Origin of the sequence: Streptomyces sp. NPDC001902, assembly GCF_042891295.1 — a bacterium.
Taxonomy (GTDB): domain Bacteria; phylum Actinomycetota; class Actinomycetes; order Streptomycetales; family Streptomycetaceae; genus Actinacidiphila.
This window is the reverse complement of record NZ_JBIATA010000005.1, coordinates 265,087-281,906: the sequence shown is the minus strand read 5'-3', so window position 1 is coordinate 281,906 and position 16,820 is coordinate 265,087. Positions and strand designations below refer to the sequence as shown.

Genomic DNA, 16,820 nt, shown 5'->3' with positions numbered 1-16,820 from the left:
GTGCGCGGCGGGGCGTCAGCCCGCGTAGGGCTCCGGCACTTCTCCGGGCCGGGCCAGGAAGCGGAAGTCGCAGCCGGTGTCGGCCTGGGTGATCTGGTCCTGGTACAGCGCGCCGTAGCCGCGTCCGTAGCGGGGCGGCGGCGCCTGCCACTGCGCGCGCCGGCGTTCCACTTCCGCGTCGTCGACCTCCAGGCGCAGGGTGCGCGCCTGGACGTCCAGGGTGATCGGGTCGCCGGTGCGGACGAGGGCGAGCGGCCCGCCCACGTGCGACTCGGGCGCCACGTGCAGCACGCACGCGCCGTAACTCGTCCCGCTCATCCGGGCGTCGGAGATCCGCACCATGTCCCGCACCCCCTTCTTCAGGAGGTGGCCGGGCAGCGGCAGCATCCCGTACTCGGGCATGCCCGGGCCGCCGAGCGGACCGGAGCCGCGCAGCACGAGCACGCTGTCCTCGGTGATGCCGAGCGCCGGGTCGTCGATGGTGCGCTGCAGGGTCCGGTAGTCGTCGAACACCACGGCCGGGCCGGTGTGCTTGAGCAGGTGCGGCTCGGCGGCGATGTGCTTGATGACCGCGCCGTCCGGGCACAGGTTGCCGCGCAGGACGGCGACGCCGCCCTCGGCCGCGAGCGGCCTGTCCAGCGGGCGGATCACGTCCTCGTCGTGGACGAGGGCACCGGCGAGCTGTTCGCGGAGCGTGGCGTGCGCGACGGTCGGCCGGTCGAGGTGCAGCACACCGGCGTCCCGCAGCCGGGTCAGGAACCCCGGGAGGCCGCCGGCGAAGTGGAAGTCCTCCATCAGGTGGCGGCCGCCCGGCCGGAGGTTCGCCAGGACCGGCACCGTGCGGGCGATGCGGTCGAAGTCGTCCAGCGTCAGCGGGACACCGCTGCGCCCGGCCATCGCGATCAGGTGGATCACGGCGTTGGTCGAACCGCCGAGGGCGAGCACCGTGGCCACCGCGTCCTCGTACGCCTCGCGGGTCAGGATCGCCGACGGCCGCAGGTCCTCCCGCACGAGGTCGACGATCCGCATCCCGGAGGCGGCCGCCATGCGGTCGTGCCCGGAGTCGACGGCGGGGATCGACGACGCGCCCGGCACCGTCATCCCCAGCGCCTCCGCCGCCGCGGTCAGCGTGGAGGCGGTGCCCATGGTCATGCAGTGGCCGGGCGAACGGGCCAGCCCGCTCTCCAGCTCGGCCATCTCGCAGTCACCGATGAGGCCGGCCCGCTTGTCGTCCCAGTACTTCCACATGTCGGTGCCGGAGCCGAGCACCTCGGAGCGCCAGTGCCCGGGCAGCATGGGCCCGGCCGGCACGAACACCGCCGGCAGGCCGGCGCTCGCGGCCCCCATCAGCAGCGCCGGGGTGGACTTGTCGCAACCGCCCAGCAGGACCGCCCCGTCCACCGGGTAGGAGCGCAGCAACTCCTCGGTCTCCATCGCGAGCAGGTTGCGGTAGAGCATCGGCGTCGGCTTCTGGTACGTCTCCGACAGCGTCGCGACGGGGAACTCCAGGGGGAAGCCGCCCGCCTGCCACACCCCGCGCTTGACCGCCTGGGCCCGCTCGCGCAGGTGGACGTGGCAGGGGTTGATGTCGCTCCAGGTGTTGACGACCGCGATGACCGGCTTGCCCAAGTGCTCCTCGGGCAGGTAGCCCAGCTGCCGGGTACGGGCCCGGTGGCTGAACGAGCGCAGGCCGTCCGTCCCGTACCACTGGTGGCTGCGGAGCTCTTCCGGCTTCTTCATGGCGGCCCTCCGTCCCGTCCCGGCTCACAGGTCCCAGCCGGCGAGCAGGGCGGCCACCCGCTCGCGCCGGTCCCCGGTCAGCAGGCGGCTGGGCGGGCGCACCTCGCGGCGACACAGTCCCAGCACCGCCAGCGCCTCCTTGACCACCGACACGTTGTTGGCGGAGCTCTGTTCGGCCCGCAGGTCCTCGAACTCCCTGATCTGCTCCCACACCTTCATCGCCGCCGCGTAGTCGCCGTCGCGCAGCGCACGCAGCATCTCCAGGGACACCCGGGGCGCGACGTTGACCAGGCCCGAGGTGAAGCCCCTCGCGCCGACCGCCCAGTACGCGGGGGCGTACAGCTCGGCGAGGCCCGCGACCCAGGTGAAGCGGTCCAGCCCCGCGTCCCGGGCCACCGCCGCGAAGCGGGCGGCGTCCGGCACCGCGTACTTCACCCCGACGACGTTCGGGCACAGCTCGCCGAGGCGCGCGATCAGCCCCCCATCCAGCGCCGCGTTGCGGACGTACGGGACGACCCCGGTCTCCGGGACGGCCTCCGCGACGGCGCGGTGGTAGTCCACCCAGCCCTCCGGCGACACGTACGGGTGGATCGGCTGGTGCACCATCACCATCTGCGCCCCGGCGTCGCGTGCGTGCCGCGCGGCGGCCACGGCGGTCGGCACGTCGTGGCCGACGCCCACCACGACCTGGGTGTCCGGGTCCGCCTCGGCCATCGTCAGCTCGACGACCAGCCGCCGCTCGGCCGGGTCGAGGGCGTAGAACTCCCCGGTGTTGCCGTTCGGCGTGACCGTCCGCACCCCGCAGTCCAGCAGTCTGCGCAGCAACGCCCGGTACGCGGTGGGCTCCACGCCCCCGTCCGCGCCGAACGGGGTCACCGGGATCGCCACGACATCGGCGAGCGCCGACGACTGCTCTGCGAATGACATGCGGTTGCCCTTCAGCTCGGGTCGCTACGGGTTGCCGTGGGGGCGGCATGGGGGGAGCGGGCGCGCGGAGGGCCGTCCCCTCACCCCGCGCGCCCGCGGCTCAGCGGGCCGTTCCTTCGACGCCGTCCGGGCCCTCGGGGAACGCCCGGGCCACGAAGCTCGCGATGTGGTCGTGGAGCAGCCGCGCCGCGCCGTCCGCGTCCCCGTCGAGGGCACGCGCCAGGATCTCCCGGTGCTCGCGGGCCTCCTGCTCCCACGACGGGGTCTCCTGCCAGACCACCGCCGAGACCAGGGCCGCCTGGTCCCGCACGTCGTCGAGCATCCGGGCCAGCAGGGGGTTGCCGCACGGCGTGTACAGCGCCCGGTGGAACTCCCGGTTGGCGAGCGACCGGTCGGCCCGGTCCCCCGCCTCGTCGGCCCGCGACAGTGCGTCCCGTGCGGCGTCCAGCGGGGCGCGGTGCGTGACGGTACGGCGCAGCGCCTCCGGCTCCAGCAGCAGGCGCACGTCGTACACCTGACGCGCCATCTCCGCGTCCACGGTCCGCACGGTCACGCCCTTGTACTGGCTCATCACGACCAGCCCGGTGCCGGCGAGCGTCTTGAGCGCCTCCCGTACGGGCGTCTTCGACACCCCGAACTGCGCGGCCAGCTCGGCCTCCACGAGTGCCTGACCGGGCTTCAGCTGCCCGGTCAGTATCCCGTGCTTGATCGTTTCCAGCACGACCTGGGTACGGGACGGAATCGGCGTCGGCGCGGTGCCGGCGAGCAGGTCCATGGGTGCTCTTTCGGATCTCACGTAGGGCGTCTCATATATGACGTACGAAGTACGACGCGATGAAAGTAGGGCGGGGGGCGGGGTTCGTCAATGGGCCCGACGCACTTTGTGTGCGGTGCGGTTGTTGTCGTGTGCGGGTTGTCTGCGCCTGCGGCGGGCACCCCCCGCCCGCCCTCCCTCCCTCAGCCTTCGGCCGGGGGGACCCCCATGGGCGCACCCCGCCACACCCCCTCCCGCTGTGTGGGCGACTGACGGCCGGTGGGGGTGTCAGGGGCGCACGTTCCAGGGCAGTCCGCAGGATGCGAGCACGAGGTGCAGGCGTTCGTCGGTGGCCTCGGCGAGAGGGGGGACCAGCAGGGTCGCGATGCCCGCCTCGACCGCCGCACCGTCATAGGCGGAACGGTCCCCGACCATCAGCGCCTCGCCCGGACCCACCGCGAGCTCGTCCAACGCCAGTCGGAAGATGGCGGGATCGGGCTTGCACACACCATGCTCGAAGGACAGCACGAACCGGTCGACGTAACCGTCGAGGCCCGCCTTCTCGAACCACGGGCGGATGTCGAAGTGGACGTCGCTGACCACGGCAACCCGCACCCCGGCGGCCTTGAGCGTCGCAAGTGTCGGCCCCACGTCCACCGCGAAGAGATCGACGTCCGGTTTGCGCCAGTTCGGCATACAGGGCGTCCATCAGCGCCTCGTCGATGCCCGCGGCCGAGGCCCAGTGCCTGAACCCGGCCCGGTACGACTCCACGGACACGTCCGCGCCGTTCATGGCCCGCGCCACTTCAGGTTGCCTGATCGCCGCGTCGAGACCAGCGCTGAGCCGCCGCACCTCCGACGGCGAGGCGTCCCGGGCGAGATGCCTCAACGCGCCCTCGATCCACGCCCCGCCCTTCGGACCGGCATGGTCAGGACCCCACTTGGGGACGATGAGCGTTCCCACCCAGTCCAGAAGGACGGCCCTCACCTTTGCGATCACCCCGCCGGTATACCGGTGCGCTGCTGTCGGCGGAAGGGGACTCCCGTCATTACCACCCTCCGGCCGTCAGTCGCCCACACCGGCAGGAGGGGGTGTGGCGGGGTGCCCCCACAGGGGACGAGCGGGGGACCCGGCGCCGAATGACGTGGGCGTAAACCGCGAGCCCCGAGGTGGGGGCCCCCGGCCGAAGGCTGGGGGCGTACCCCGGCGCGGCACCGACCCCATACGTACGCAGCGGGGCGGTCACTGACCGCGCCGGATGGGGGTCCCCCGGCCAAAGGCTGGGGGGAGGGAGGGCGGGCGGGGATGCCCGCCGCAGGCGCAACCAACCCGCACACAACAACCCACCCGCACCCGAGGCGCAAGCCTCACCCCACCCCCGCCAAGAACGCCCGCACCCCCGCCAGGTCCCCCGCGGACGCGAGCCCCGCGTGGTAGAGCCGCAGCTCCGTCGCCCCGGCCGCAGCCGCCCGGGAGGCGTCCGCGGCCAGCGTGCCGGGGCTGCCCCCCATTCCCGCGACCACGGGGAAGTTGGCGGCCAGCACGGTGCCCGCCCGTGCGTGCGGCACGCAGGCCGCCACCAGGTCGGCCCCGGGCAGCACGAGCCCGTCCGCGTGGCCCAGGACGTACCCCGGGTCGACGCCCACGTTGGCCCCGCAGCGGTGGGTGTGCGGATCCGCGTGCAGCAGCACCTGGAACCCCGGTGCGGCCCCGGCCCGTGCCGCCGCACCCCGTACCGCCTCCACCGCCGCCCGCTGCAACTCCCGCGCGACGGGGCCCCGCCAGGCCATCGTCAGCCCCGCGAGGTCCGCCCCGAGCAGCTTCTCGACGTCGGCCCACTCGTCGGGCCCCGGGGTCCACTCCCCCGCCCACACCGGCGCCAGGGCGTCGCGCACGGCCGCGCGCAGTTCGTCCGGGTCCGCGCCCAGCGCGGCGTACCCCGCCTCGCACGTGGGGCAGAAGCACAGGGACATCAGGTACTGCGCGGCCCCGGGCAGCGGCACGCCGCCCGTCTTGTCGTGGGCGTGCAGGTGGGCGAGGCCGTACCAGCCGCAGGACTCCAGTTCCGTACCCTCCGTCCCGGTCCCCGGCCGCACCGCGGCCTCCGCCGCCAGCGTGACGAGGTACTCGCGCACCTCCGGCTGGGCGATGCACGGCGCCCACGGGTAGGGGTCGCCGTAGGCGTTGCGCACGCTCACCCGGGGGTGTTCGTCCCCGAGACGGGAGTTGTGGGCGAGCACGACCCAGGAGTGCACGGCCAGTCCGGCCGCCCGCAGGGCCCGGGCGGCCTCGCCGTAGGCGTCCTCGGCGCCCGCCCAGTCCTGGGTGTACGGCCGCAGGGCGCGCCCCGCCCAGCGCCGCTCGTCCGGCGGGTAGAGCACGGCGGCGTGGCGGGCGGTGACGACGCGGTGCCGGGGGTGGCGTGGGGTCAGCGCCCGCGTGGAGTGGTAGGCGGAGGCGAGGGTGACCTGCTGCACGCCGAGGCCGGCGATGCGGTCCGCCGCCTCCGGGTCGCCGACGACGTCCCACGGGTAGACGAAGGTGGAGGCTCTCAACGCGGCTCCTGGGGGTGGGGGTTGACGCGGGTCACCGTACGTCAGTCCTCGCCGAGCAGGGCGAGTCCGCGGTCGATGAGTTCGGCCAGTTCCTTGATGTGCGCGGGCGCGGGCTCGGACAGCGGCGGGCGCACCTCGCCGACGTCCAGCCCGCGCAGCCGGACGCCGGCCTTGACCAGGGAGACGGCGTAGCCGCGGCCCTGCTGGCGCAGTTCCACCAGCGGCCGGTAGAAGCCGTCGAGGAGGGCGTTCACGGTGGTGTCGTCGCCGCCGGTCAGGGCGCGGTGGAAGGCGAGGGCGATCTCGGGCGCGAAGCAGAAGACGGCGGAGGAGTAGAGGGTGACGCCGATGCCGCGGTAGGCGAGGCCGGTGAGTTCGGCGGTGGGGAGGCCGTTGAAGTAGCGGAAGTCGCGGTCGGGGACCGTGCTGCGGACGGCGCTGATGATGCGCTGCATCAGGTCGAGGTCGCCGACGCCGTCCTTGAGGCCGATGATGCGCGGGATGCGGGCGAGTTCGGCGACGGTCGCGGGGGTGAGGACGGCGTTGTCGCGCTGGTAGACGATGACGTCGAGCGAGGTGCCCGCGGCGAGCGCCGCGTAGTGCCGCAGCAGTCCGGCCTGGTCGGCGACGACGAGGTAGGGCGGCATGGCGAGCAGTCCGTCGGCGCCCGCCTCCTCGGCGAGGCGAGCGAACTGCAGGGCCAGGGCGGTGCCGTACCCGGCGCCGGCGACGACGGGGACCCGGCCCGCGGACTCCTCGACGGCCGCGGCCACGCAGGCGCGGAACTCCTCGGGCGTCAGCGCGTGGAACTCGCCGGTGCCGCAGCACGCGAAGACCGCCCCGGCTCCGGCCTCGATCCCGCGGCGCACGTGCGCGCGGAAGACCTCCAGGTCAACGGCGCCGTCCGGGCCGAAGGGCGTCACGGGGAAGAACAGCAGGCCGTCGAGGCGCGCGGAGAGTGAGGCGGCATCGGTCATCGGGTTCTCCCTGAGGACTGGCGTCTGTGCGCTCATCTGATCGATGTCTATATTCATGAACGCGTTTACGCTAAGGCAGCACATAAGGAGGGGTCAAGAAAGACAGCCGCAGGTGGTGGAGTCTTGACGCTTCGACAAGGTCTCTTTAGCGTGTCCATGCATATGAATGACATCCACGAACGTGGACGCCCGATCGAGGAGACCCGCGCATGCCCGCTCCCCGCACCGTCCTGCTCACCGGCGCCGCAGGCGGCCTGGGCACCCTGATGCGCGAGCTGCTGCCGGCCTACGGCTACCGGCTGCGCCTGCTCGACGTGCGGCCCGTCGAGGGCGCGCCCGACGCGATCACCGCGGACCTGGCGGACCGCGCCGCCCTGCGCGAGGCCGTACGCGGGGTCGACGCGATCATCCACCTCGCGGGCATCTCCCTGGAAGCCCCCTTCGAGAAGATCCTGCGCGCCAACATCGAGGGCACCTACCACCTCTACGAGGCCGCCCGCGAGGAGGGCGTGCCGCGGATCGTCTTCGCCTCCAGCAACCACGCCGTGGGCTTCACCCCGCGCCCGGTCGGGGACGACCCGCTCATCCCGGTCGACACCCCGCGCCGCCCCGACACCTTCTACGGCCTGTCCAAGTGCTTCGGCGAGGACCTCGCCCAGCTCTACTGGGACCTGCACGGCCTGGAGACCGTCTCCATCCGCATCGGCTCCTGCTTCCGGGAGCCGACCTCGGTGCGCATGTTGTCGGTCTGGATGAGCCCCGAGGACGGCGCCCGGCTGCTGCACGCCGCCCTCACCGCCGAGGGCGTCGGGCACACCGTGGTCCACGGCAGCTCCGCCAACACCCGGCTGTGGTGGGACCTGTCCTCCGCGCGGGCGCTGGGCTACGAGCCGCAGGACGACTCCGAGCCCTTCGCGGCCAAGCTCATCGCCGAGCAGGGCGAACTCGACCCGGACAACCCGGACCACGCGCACCTCGGCGGCCACTTCACCACGCATCCGCCCCTCTGGCCCCACTGACGCGGCGGCCCTCAGCGGCCGCGTTCCGCGCCGCCGTTCACCTGGTGGATCTGCGCGGTGATGTGGGCGGCACCAGGGGAGGCGAGCCAGTGGGCGAGCGAGGCGACGTCCTCGGGGACGCCGACCCGGCCGGTGAGGCTCTGGCCGACGAGGAACGCGCGCCGCTCCTGCGTCATGCGCCCGCCGAAGAACTCGGTGTCGTCGATGAAGCCGGGCGCGATGACGTTGACCGTGATCCCGCGCCCGCCCAGGTCCGCCGCCAGGTCGTAGGCGTACGGGTGCAGGGCGGCCTTGGCGGCGCCGTACGAGCCGGACCCGCCGCCGCGCACCGCGGCGATGGAGCTGAGCAGCAGCACCCGGCCGCCGTCGGCCAGCAGGTCGCGCAGCGCCTCGGTGAGGAGCACGGCGGTCAGCACGTTGGACCGGAAGTTGCCCGTCCACAGTTCGGTGAGCGACGGTTCCCCGCCGCCGAGCGCGACGTTCCCGCCCGCGTTGTTGACCAGGACGTCCACCCGCCCGAAGCGCTCGGCCACGAGCTCGCGGACCCCGGCCGTCCCCGCCTCGTCGGTCAGGTCCGCCGGGACCGCCAGGGCCGATCCGGAACCCAGCCGGGCGACCGCCCCGTCCAGGACGTCCTTGCGCCGTCCGACCAGCACGACCTGGTCCCCGTCGCGGACGAACGCCTCCGCGACGGCCAGGCCGATCCCCGTACCGCCGCCGCTGATGACCACGATGCGTGACACGTGAAAACTCCGTTCGGTAATGGAACCGTAAACCCGGAACGATCGTTAAGCGGAACATGACCGCAATGACACCCGGCTCGAACATCCCGCTCTCCGCGGCACGCGTGGCAGTGGAGGTATCCGCGCCCGTGCGGCTTGATGTGTCGGGCCTCCTGATCGCCGCCGACGGCAAGGTGCGCTCCGACGACGACTTCGTGTTCTACAACCAGCCCGCGGGGCCGGGTGTGACCTACCGGTCCGGCGGCGGCACCTCCCCCGACGCGATCACGGTGGACACGGTGGCCGTGCCCGCCGGCATCGAGAAGATCGTCGTGACGGCGAGCCCCGACGCGCCCGGGGCGACCTTCGCCGGCACCGAGCCGACGGCGACGGTGCGGGACGCCGACAGCGGCGCCGTCCTGGCGACCTTCACCCCGCCCGCCCTGAGCACCGAAACCGCCCTCGTGGTGGTCGAGATCTACCGCCGCTCCGGCGCCTGGAAGGCCCGCGCGGTCGGCCAGGGGTACGCCAACGGGCTGGCGGGCATCGCGACCGACTTCGGCGTGTCCGTCGACGAGCCCGCGGCCGCCGCGCCGCAGGCACCGCCCCAGGCGCCGCCCGTGGCTCCCCCGCCGCCCGCGCCCCCGGCCGCCGCCATGACGCCTCCCCCCGCGCCCCCGGCGCCGCCCGTGCCCCCGGCACCCCCCGCCCCACCGGTCGGCACCGGCAAGATCAACCTGGACAAGGGCCGGGTCAACCTCCAGAAGAACCAGACGGTCTCCCTGGTCAAGGGTGGCAAGCCGCTGATGACCTCGGTCCGCATGGGCCTCGGCTGGGAGCCCGCCTACCGCGGCAAGGACATCGACCTGGACGCCTCGGTCATCGCGTACGGGCCGCAGCGCAACCACATCGAGTCCTGCTACTTCGGCCGGCTCACCATCCTGGGCGGGGCGATCCAGCACTCCGGTGACAACCTCACCGGCGAGGGCGCGGGCGACGACGAGGTCATCACCGTCCACCTCGGCGGGCTGCCGCCCGAGGTCACCGGGCTGGTCTTCACGGTGAACTCCTTCTCCGGCCAGAAGTTCAACCAGGTGGCCAAGGCCTACTGCCGCCTGCTGGACGGCACGACGGGCGAGGAGCTGGTGCGCTTCGACCTCACCGGCGCCGAGCCCCGCACGGGCGTGATGATGGCCAAGTTCGTCCGCCAGTTCTCCGGCGAGTGGGAGATGACGGCGCTGGGCGACTTCGTCGACTCCCGCACCGTGAAGGGCATGGTCAAGCCCGCCGCGCAGGCGCTCTGAGCGACGCGGGTGCGCCCGGTGGTCCGTGCGGGGCACGGACCACCGGGCGCGGGTGGTGCGGTCGGAGCTCAGCAGGCGCCGCCGTGGCCCTGGCGGCGCCACGGTCCGGTGATGGCCAGCATGATGCCCGGCACCTGGATGTTGGCGAACAGCGTCCTGCCGTCCGGCGAGAAGGTCACACCGGTGAACTCGCTGTACTCCGGCTCCTGCGCGGTGCCGATGTTCAGCTCGTTGCGGGCGATCGGGTAGGTGCGGCCGTCGCCGAGCGCGCCGAACAGGTGCTGCTGGCCCTCGCCGTCCTCGGCGATGACCAGGCCGCCGTAGGGCGAGACGGTGATGTTGTCCGGGCCGTCGAAGGCGCCGTCGACCGACGGGTCGGGGTTGACGCCCAGGAGGACCTTGAGGGTCAGGGTGCGGCGCTTGGGGTCGTAGAACCACACGGCACCGTCGTGGGCCGCGCCCGGGCTCTCCTCGCGCGCGTAGGAGGAGACGACGTACACGCCGCCGTCGCCCCACCACATGCCCTCCAGCTTGCGGGCCCGGGTGACCTCGCCGGCCGCGAACTGCTTGCGGACGGAGGTGGTGGCGGCGTCCCGGTCCGGGACGTCCACCCAGTCCACGCCGTAGACCGTGCCGATCTTCGTGGCACGGGACAGGTCGTCGACGAACCTGCCGCCGGAGTCGAAGCACTTGAAGGCCTGCAGCACACCCGCGTCGGCCTTGAGGGCACGCAGCTTGCCGCGGCCGTGGTGGAAGCCGGCCGGCGGGGTCCAGCGGAAGAACAGGCCGTTGGGGTTGGAGGCGTCCTCGGTGAGGAAGAGGTGGCCGCGCTTGGGGTCGACGACGACCGCCTCGTGCGCGTAGCGGCCCAGGGCCTTGATCGGCTTGGGGTCGCGGTTGGCCTTGCGGTCGTACGGGTCAACCTCGAAGACGTAGCCGTGGTCCTTCAGGAAGCCGTTCTTGCCGGCCCTGTCCTCGGTCTCCTCGCAGGTCAGCCAGGTGCCCCAGGGGGTGCGGCCGCCCGCGCAGTTGGTGACGGTGCCGGCCACGCCGACCCACTCCACGACGTGGCCGCCGTGCTGGGCGACCTCGACGATGGTCACGCCGCCGGCCGCGCCGGAGTCGTAGACCAGGCCCTCGGTCAGCGGGACCGGGTGCGGCCAGTCGGCGCGGGCGCCGGCCAGCTCGTGGTTGTTGGCGAGCAGCGTGGCGCCGCGCAGGCCCTCGAAGGTCGCGGTGCCGTCGTGGTTGGAGGGGGTCGACTCGCCGGACTCCAGCTTGGTGACGCCGGTCCGGGTGATGACGCGGTACGAGAAGCCCTTGGGCAGGGCCAGAATGCCCTTGGGGTCCTTGATCAGCTCGCCGTAACCCAGCTGGCCGTGGTGCCGGGACGCCCCGGCCTCCGCGGCGGTCGCCGGGGCCTCGGCGGCGAGCGCACCCGGTGCGGTCGCGAGGACGTCGACGGTTCCGGCCAGCGCGACTCCGGCGCCGGTGATCGCCGTGCGCTTGGCGAAGTCTCTACGGGTGAGCGGCATCGTTGTCTCCTGGGGCCACGAGGTCACTGCTCTGCCGCAGTCACGCTCCCGCCCCGTGGCGAACGGGAGTTGAACTGAGCGGGACATTCCGACGCCCATTCCCTGAGGCGTTCGGGCCTCCTCCGCGCCCCGTTCCGCGCCGCGGCAGGCGGCTCAGGGCGCCGTGGGTCCCGCCGAACGGGACTTGAACGCGGCCTTGCGCGCCTCCTTGGCCAGCCGCTTGTCGGGGTGGATGCGGCCCATGGCCTCCAGGACGTCGGCGGTCGCCGGGTGGTCCACCCGCCAGGCCGCGGTGAAGAACCCGTCGTGCCGGGCGACGAGGTCGGTGACCAGCTCGCGCAGCAACTCGGGGTCGTCGTCGGCGTCGAGCTGGGCGGCGATGGTGTCGACCGTGAGCCAGAAGATCATGTCCTCGTCGGGCGCGGGGACGTCCGCCGCCTCGCGTTCGGTCAGCCAGACCCGGGCCAGTCCGCCGAGCTGGCGGTCGGGCAGGACCTCGCGCAGGGCCGGCTCGGCCTCGTCGCCGAGCAGGCTCAGGGTCTGCTGGGCGACCAGCCGGCGGCCGGGTGCGTTGCGGTCCTCGCCGCGTGCCGCCTCCAGCAGCTCACGGGCCGCGTCGTACGGCTTGCGGTTGCCGAGCCACGCGTCGGCCTCCCGGCGGGCGATCTGGTCCGGGTACCGGAACAGCACCTCCAGGAGGGCGGCGGCGGGCTCCCCGGCCAGGTCACCGGCGACCGGGGCGTGCAGGCCGGCCTCGACCATCCGGGACCGCACGCCGTACGCGCCGAGCGGGGTCAGCCGCACCAGGCCGTACCGGGAGACCTCATCGGGCCCGATCTCCTGCGGGAAGGCCACCGTCCCCTCGGCGGGACCGGCGTCCTCGGACTCGGCCTCCTCGATCAGCGCCTCGTCCAGCGGCTGGTACTCCAGCAGCCCGGTGGTCGTGAGCAGCCGGAAGTGCTCGTCGAGGCGCATCATCACCTCGGTGACGTCCTCCAGCAGGGCGTCGCTCGGCTCCTCCACGTCCTCGGGGACGACGAGGGAGGCGGCCAGGACCGGCAGCGGCACTGCGTCCTTGGCGTCGCCGCCGGCATCCTCCATGACAGTGAAGAGGTACAGGTTGGCGAGCGCGCCGTCGAGGAACTCGGCCTCCTCCTCCGGGTCCCAGTCCAGGGTGCTCAGGTCGACCTCCCCGTCCGGGCCCAGTTCCTCCAGCAGGCCGTCCAGGTCGGGGGTCGCGGCCTCGGCCAGCGCCGTGTCCAGTGCGGCGAGCCACAGCTCCAGCACCTCGCGGGGCTCGCCCGTGTCCAGCCGCGTCAGCGCCTCGCCGGGCACGGCGCGCCCCGCGGGCTCGTCCAGGGCCACGCTCGGGGCGCCGCCCTCCTCGTCCTCGTCCGCGGTGTCCGCGATGTCCAGGTCGACGAGGCCCGCGTCCACGGCCACGCCCCAGGCCTGGGTCGTCTCCGCCGGGCCGTCCGGCTGCTCCTCCAGACCCAGCTCGCGGACCGCGCGCGGGACGTCCTCGGCGGTCAGCTCCCCCATCGCGTCCACGGTCACGTGCGGCGCGCACCAGCGCGCCAGCCGTACCGCGCGGTCGAGGAGCGGTACGGCGAGTGCGAGCCGCGCCAGCTCCTCCTCGGGCAGCAGCCTCACCGGCGGCAGGTCGAGGCGGTCAGCGGCCATGGCGGGATCTCCAATGCAGCGGTGTCCGGGGGCGCGTGAGCGCGCAGCACCAGCCTAGACGTGCGGGCGCCCGGCGGGTGCGCTTCGGCCTCCCGTCACCCCTCGTTACCGCAACGGACGCGCGAGGCGTCGGCATTGGCGCGCGTCGGCGCACCCCGGAGGGCGACCACGGCGGCTCCACCCGTCAGCGGTGTCACTTCCGCCCCACCGCCGGGGCCGGGCACCGGTGCGCACGTCCCGTAGCCCGCGCCACACGGCGCGCACCGGTGCGCGCCGTGGCGTACGGCGGGGCCCCTCGCGCCCCACGGGGTGGGGCGGGGCCGGGCGCCGGGCACCTGACATGGCCCCCGCCATGACGACGAGCGGGGCGGACCCGACGCAAGAGGCGCTCGACCGGCACGTGCGGAGGTTCTTCGCGGGCCACCCGGTGGGCACGGCCGACCACGACCTGGGCGACGGACGGCGCGGCACGGTCCCCGGACTGCGCGTCCTGGAGGTGGGCCCGGGCCCCCGCGGCGGCTACTGGACCTACGTCACGGCCGGTCGCGGGTCACGGGCCGACCGCGACGGCCACCGCCTGGAGTTCGTGCTGACCGCCCCGGTCCGCGACCCCCGCTTCGCCGACCTGGTCGCCATGACCGCCCACTGCCACCGCGGTCCCCGGCCGCGTCCGCTCGACGGGGGCCACAGCCTGCCGGTCGGCGAGCCCTGGGTCCCCGGTTCGGCCTGCGACCACATCCTGGTCAGCCTCCCGTATCTGTACGGCCCCGATCTGGAGGTGTACCGGCTGCCGGACGGCCACGCCCGTCTGCTGTGGCTGCTGCCGGTGACCGCGTCCGAGATCGCCTTCCGCCGCGCGCACGGCACCGAGGCACTGGAGCGGCGCTTCGACGACGCGGGGATCCTTCCGCCGGCCCTGCACCGGGCGCCGGTCGTCTGAGCCGGGTCGCTCCGCGGGCACGGCCGTGGTCAGTCCTGCGAGAGGAAGTCCTCCAGGGCCTCCAGCCAGGCGTCCGGCTGGTCGACGTGGGCCATGTGCCCCGCCTCCTCGATCACCGCGGCCCGCGCGGACGGGAGGAGCCGCAGCGTGGGTGCGACCAGGCCGGCCGGGAAGGTCATGTCCTGCCGCCCGTGCAGCAGCAGCACGGGCACGCCGAGCGCCGCGAGCCGCCCGGGGTCGCCGGGGCGGCGCGGCCCCGGCAGCGTCCCGGCCTGCCAGGGGCGCAGCCACTCCCCGGTGAAGCGGACGCCGCGCAGGACGTCGAGGTAACCCGGCAGGGCCTCCTCCCGCCACACGTTCGCCCGTGCGGAGGCCACGGCGGCCGCACGTGTGAGGGCCGCTCCGGACAACGAGGGGTCGGACCACACCGCGGCCTCCGCCGCCAGCCGCTCCTCGCGCTCCGGCCAGCCGTCGAAGGCGTCCGGCGGCACCGGCAGGACACTGCTCGACGCGATCACCAGGCGTCGTACACGCCCGGGGGCGGCCAGGGCGAGGCGCTGCGCGATCAGCCCTCCATACGAGAAGCCGAGGACGTCCGTCCGCCCGATCCCCAGGGCGTCCAGCAGCCGCACGAGGTCGGCGGTGGCCGCGTCCGGCGTGTAGTGGCCGTCGGCGAGCCCGCGCGTGGAGCGCCCGCAGCCGCGCAGGTCCGGGAGGACGATCCGGCGGTGCCCGGCGAGCCGGTCCAGGGGCCGGCGCAGATAGGTGTGGTCCCAGTCGGGTCCGCCGTGCACCACCAGCAGCGGCGGCCCGGACGGACGGCCCGCCCGGGCGACGAACAACTCCACCGCCGGGTCGTCCGAGACCGACACCAGGATCTCCTCGAACACGGGGGCCAGTATGACGATCCGACAACGTCCCTAGGATGGCCGGGTGACGACGGACACCGCTACGCCGGACCGCACCGAAGACGCCGCCGGCGGCCCCCGGGCGGCGACCGCCGCCGACTGGCCGCTGCGACTGCGCCGGTTCGGCCACAGCCCACGCCCCCGGACCGACACGCGCGAGCGGCTGGTCCCGCCCTTCCCCGAACCGGGCACCCGAACATGGCAGGCCCTGGGCCTGGGTCCGGCGCGGGCGCACCGCGCCGCACGGGCCATGGGCTGGCTCGGCCCCGCCCTGGTCGCCGTCCTCGCCGGAGTGCTGCGCTTCGTGGACCTCGGCAGCCCGCGCGCCATCGTCTTCGACGAGACGTTCTACGCCAAGGACTCCTGGTCCCTGCTCCGCCTCGGCTACGAGGGCACCTGGCCCGACCGCAAGGTCTCCGACCCGCAGATCCTGGGGGACCCCCAGGTCATCCCGCTCTCCGGGACCGGCCACTTCATGGCGCACCCGCCGATGGGCAAGTGGGTGATCGCCCTCGGCGAGTGGATGTTCGGCCTGAACCCGCTCGGCTGGCGCTTCATGGCGGCCGTGCTCGGCACGCTGTCGGTGCTGATGCTGTGCCGCATCGGCCGTCGGCTGTTCCGCTCCACGGCACTGGGCTGCCTCGCGGGCGGCCTGATGGCGGTGGACGGGCTGCACTTCGTGATGAGCCGGGTCGCCCTCCTCGACGTGGTCGTCATGTTCTTCGTGCTGGCGGCGTTCGGCTGCCTGCTGATCGACCGCGACCGCGCGCGGGCCCGGCTCGCGGCGGCCCTCCCGGTGGACCCCGACGGCTTCGCCGGGCCCGACGCGGTCACCGGCGCCCGCGCGGGAACCGGCCCGCGGCCCTGGCGGCTCGCGGCCGGCGCGCTCCTGGGCCTGGCCTCCGCCGTCAAGTGGAACGGCCTGTACTACCTGGCGTTCTTCCTGCTGATGACCGTGCTCTGGGACGTCGGCGCCCGCCGTCTGGCCGGGGCCCGCCGCCCCCGCCGCGCGGTGCTCCGCCGCGACCTCGGCTGGTCCTTCCTGTCCCTCGTCCCGGTCGCCCTGGTCACGTACCTGGTGACCTGGACCGGCTGGTTCCTCAGCGACGACGGCTACGGCCGGGACTGGGCCGACGGGCGCGGCGGCACGTGGTCGTGGATCCCGGCGCCGCTGCGCAGCCTGTGGCACTACGAGTACGCGGTCTACCAGTTCAACGTCGGCCTGGAGGACCCGCACCCGTACCAGTCCAACCCGTGGAGCTGGCTGGTGCTGGGCCGCCCGGTGTCCTTCTTCTACGAGTCCCCCAAGACGGGGCAGGACGGCTGCGGCGCCGCCAACTGCTCGCGGGAGATCCTCGCCCTCGGCACGCCGCTGCTGTGGTGGGCGGCCTGCTTCGCCCTCGTCTACCTGCTCTACCGCTGGGCGCTGCGCCGTGACTGGCGCGCCGGCGCCCTCCTGTGCGCGGTCGCCGCGGGCTACCTCCCGTGGTTCCACTACCAGAACCGCACCATCTTCTCCTTCTACGCCGTCGTCTTCCTCCCCTACCTCTGCCTGGCTCTCGCCATGACGCTCGGCGCGCTCCTCGGCCGGCCCGGCGCCGGCGAACGCCGCCGCACCTACGGGGCGGTGGCCGCGGGCGTCCTCGTCCTGCTGATCGTCTGGAACTTCATCTACTTCTTCCCGATCTACACCGGGCGGACGATCCCGTACGACGACTGGCACGCCCGGATGTGGCTGAACACCTGGATCTGACC

14 protein-coding genes are annotated in these 16,820 nt (G+C 73.8%); 4 read left to right on the top strand and 10 right to left on the bottom strand.

The genetic code is table 11. From position 1 onward, the window contains the following. Nucleotides 1-15: 15 nt before the first annotated feature. The 6 genes from araD to ACFYYN_RS12150 form a co-directional block, all read right to left on the bottom strand. Complete coding sequence (gene araD / locus ACFYYN_RS12175) at nt 16-1,740, bottom strand: L-arabinonate dehydratase (protein WP_500545657.1); 1,725 nt, start codon at nt 1,738-1,740, stop codon at nt 16-18. A gap of 24 nt (nt 1,741-1,764) precedes the next feature. Further along, the gene (locus ACFYYN_RS12170; protein ID WP_500545656.1) at nt 1,765-2,667 is read right to left on the bottom strand and encodes a dihydrodipicolinate synthase family protein; all 903 of its coding nucleotides are present in this window, start codon (nt 2,665-2,667) and stop codon (nt 1,765-1,767) included. 100 nt (nt 2,668-2,767) lie between these two features. Continuing rightward, nucleotides 2,768-3,442 carry a GntR family transcriptional regulator gene (locus tag ACFYYN_RS12165; protein ID WP_500545655.1) on the bottom strand — a complete coding sequence of 225 codons (675 nt, stop codon included), beginning with the start codon at nt 3,440-3,442 and terminating at the stop codon, nt 2,768-2,770. Between the two features lie 267 nt (nt 3,443-3,709). Continuing rightward, nucleotides 3,710-4,117 (bottom strand): HAD family hydrolase, encoded by a 408-nt coding sequence (locus ACFYYN_RS12160; RefSeq protein WP_500545654.1) that lies wholly within the window; start codon nt 4,115-4,117, stop codon nt 3,710-3,712. Nucleotides 4,118-4,789: 672 nt separating this feature from the next. Next, nucleotides 4,790-5,977, bottom strand: a complete 1,188-nt coding sequence (locus ACFYYN_RS12155; protein WP_500545653.1) for a hypothetical protein — start codon at nt 5,975-5,977, stop codon at nt 4,790-4,792. Between the two features lie 41 nt (nt 5,978-6,018). Further along, the gene (locus tag ACFYYN_RS12150) at nt 6,019-6,954 is read right to left on the bottom strand and encodes a 5-dehydro-4-deoxyglucarate dehydratase (protein WP_500327282.1); all 936 of its coding nucleotides are present in this window, start codon (nt 6,952-6,954) and stop codon (nt 6,019-6,021) included. Between the two features lie 209 nt (nt 6,955-7,163). Here ACFYYN_RS12150 and ACFYYN_RS12145 point away from each other — a divergent pair, with 209 nt between their 5' ends. Further along, nucleotides 7,164-7,973 (top strand): NAD-dependent epimerase/dehydratase family protein, encoded by an 810-nt coding sequence (locus ACFYYN_RS12145; RefSeq protein ID WP_500360854.1) that lies wholly within the window; start codon nt 7,164-7,166, stop codon nt 7,971-7,973. Between the two features lie 11 nt (nt 7,974-7,984). On the opposite strand, the gene ACFYYN_RS12140 is transcribed toward ACFYYN_RS12145, so the two are convergent. Next, nucleotides 7,985-8,716 carry an SDR family NAD(P)-dependent oxidoreductase gene (locus ACFYYN_RS12140; protein WP_500545652.1) on the bottom strand — a complete coding sequence of 244 codons (732 nt, stop codon included), beginning with the start codon at nt 8,714-8,716 and terminating at the stop codon, nt 7,985-7,987. A gap of 65 nt (nt 8,717-8,781) precedes the next feature. Here ACFYYN_RS12140 and ACFYYN_RS12135 point away from each other — a divergent pair, with 65 nt between their 5' ends. Then, nucleotides 8,782-9,999 carry a TerD family protein gene (locus tag ACFYYN_RS12135; RefSeq protein WP_500545729.1) on the top strand — a complete coding sequence of 406 codons (1,218 nt, stop codon included), beginning with the start codon at nt 8,782-8,784 and terminating at the stop codon, nt 9,997-9,999. Between the two features lie 68 nt (nt 10,000-10,067). Here the strand turns inward: ACFYYN_RS12135 and ACFYYN_RS12130 are convergent, their stop codons facing one another. Both ACFYYN_RS12130 and ACFYYN_RS12125 read right to left on the bottom strand, forming a co-directional pair. Continuing rightward, nucleotides 10,068-11,534, bottom strand: a complete 1,467-nt coding sequence (locus tag ACFYYN_RS12130; protein WP_500545651.1) for an alkaline phosphatase PhoX — start codon at nt 11,532-11,534, stop codon at nt 10,068-10,070. A gap of 153 nt (nt 11,535-11,687) precedes the next feature. Beyond that, entirely contained in the window at nt 11,688-13,217 is a 1,530-nt protein-coding gene (locus ACFYYN_RS12125) for a hypothetical protein (protein WP_500545650.1), read from the bottom strand. 352 nt (nt 13,218-13,569) lie between these two features. Between ACFYYN_RS12125 and ACFYYN_RS12120 the strand changes: the two genes are divergently transcribed. Continuing rightward, nucleotides 13,570-14,157 carry a suppressor of fused domain protein gene (locus ACFYYN_RS12120; protein WP_500545649.1) on the top strand — a complete coding sequence of 196 codons (588 nt, stop codon included), beginning with the start codon at nt 13,570-13,572 and terminating at the stop codon, nt 14,155-14,157. 29 nt (nt 14,158-14,186) lie between these two features. Here the strand turns inward: ACFYYN_RS12120 and ACFYYN_RS12115 are convergent, their stop codons facing one another. Then, the gene (locus tag ACFYYN_RS12115; protein WP_500545648.1) at nt 14,187-15,047 is read right to left on the bottom strand and encodes an alpha/beta fold hydrolase; all 861 of its coding nucleotides are present in this window, start codon (nt 15,045-15,047) and stop codon (nt 14,187-14,189) included. Between the two features lie 43 nt (nt 15,048-15,090). Here ACFYYN_RS12115 and ACFYYN_RS12110 point away from each other — a divergent pair, with 43 nt between their 5' ends. Further along, nucleotides 15,091-16,818 (top strand): dolichyl-phosphate-mannose--protein mannosyltransferase, encoded by a 1,728-nt coding sequence (locus ACFYYN_RS12110; RefSeq protein ID WP_500545644.1) that lies wholly within the window; start codon nt 15,091-15,093, stop codon nt 16,816-16,818. Nucleotides 16,819-16,820: the final 2 nt, after the last annotated feature.

What these genes read in the sequence shown, in the direction of transcription:
- araD (WP_500545657.1), bottom strand. Translation starts at nt 1,740, where the DNA reads ATGAAGAAGCCGGAAGAGCTCCGCAGCCACCAGTGGTACGGGACGGAC.
- ACFYYN_RS12170 (WP_500545656.1), bottom strand. Translation starts at nt 2,667, where the DNA reads ATGTCATTCGCAGAGCAGTCGTCGGCGCTCGCCGATGTCGTGGCGATC.
- ACFYYN_RS12165 (WP_500545655.1), bottom strand. Translation starts at nt 3,442, where the DNA reads ATGGACCTGCTCGCCGGCACCGCGCCGACGCCGATTCCGTCCCGTACC.
- ACFYYN_RS12160 (WP_500545654.1), bottom strand. Translation starts at nt 4,117, where the DNA reads ATGCCGAACTGGCGCAAACCGGACGTCGATCTCTTCGCGGTGGACGTG.
- ACFYYN_RS12150 (WP_500327282.1), bottom strand. Translation starts at nt 6,954, where the DNA reads ATGACCGATGCCGCCTCACTCTCCGCGCGCCTCGACGGCCTGCTGTTC.
- ACFYYN_RS12145 (WP_500360854.1), top strand. Translation starts at nt 7,164, where the DNA reads ATGCCCGCTCCCCGCACCGTCCTGCTCACCGGCGCCGCAGGCGGCCTG.
- ACFYYN_RS12135 (WP_500545729.1), top strand. Translation starts at nt 8,782, where the DNA reads ATGACACCCGGCTCGAACATCCCGCTCTCCGCGGCACGCGTGGCAGTG.
- ACFYYN_RS12130 (WP_500545651.1), bottom strand. Translation starts at nt 11,534, where the DNA reads ATGCCGCTCACCCGTAGAGACTTCGCCAAGCGCACGGCGATCACCGGC.
- ACFYYN_RS12125 (WP_500545650.1), bottom strand. Translation starts at nt 13,217, where the DNA reads ATGGCCGCTGACCGCCTCGACCTGCCGCCGGTGAGGCTGCTGCCCGAG.
- ACFYYN_RS12120 (WP_500545649.1), top strand. Translation starts at nt 13,570, where the DNA reads ATGACGACGAGCGGGGCGGACCCGACGCAAGAGGCGCTCGACCGGCAC.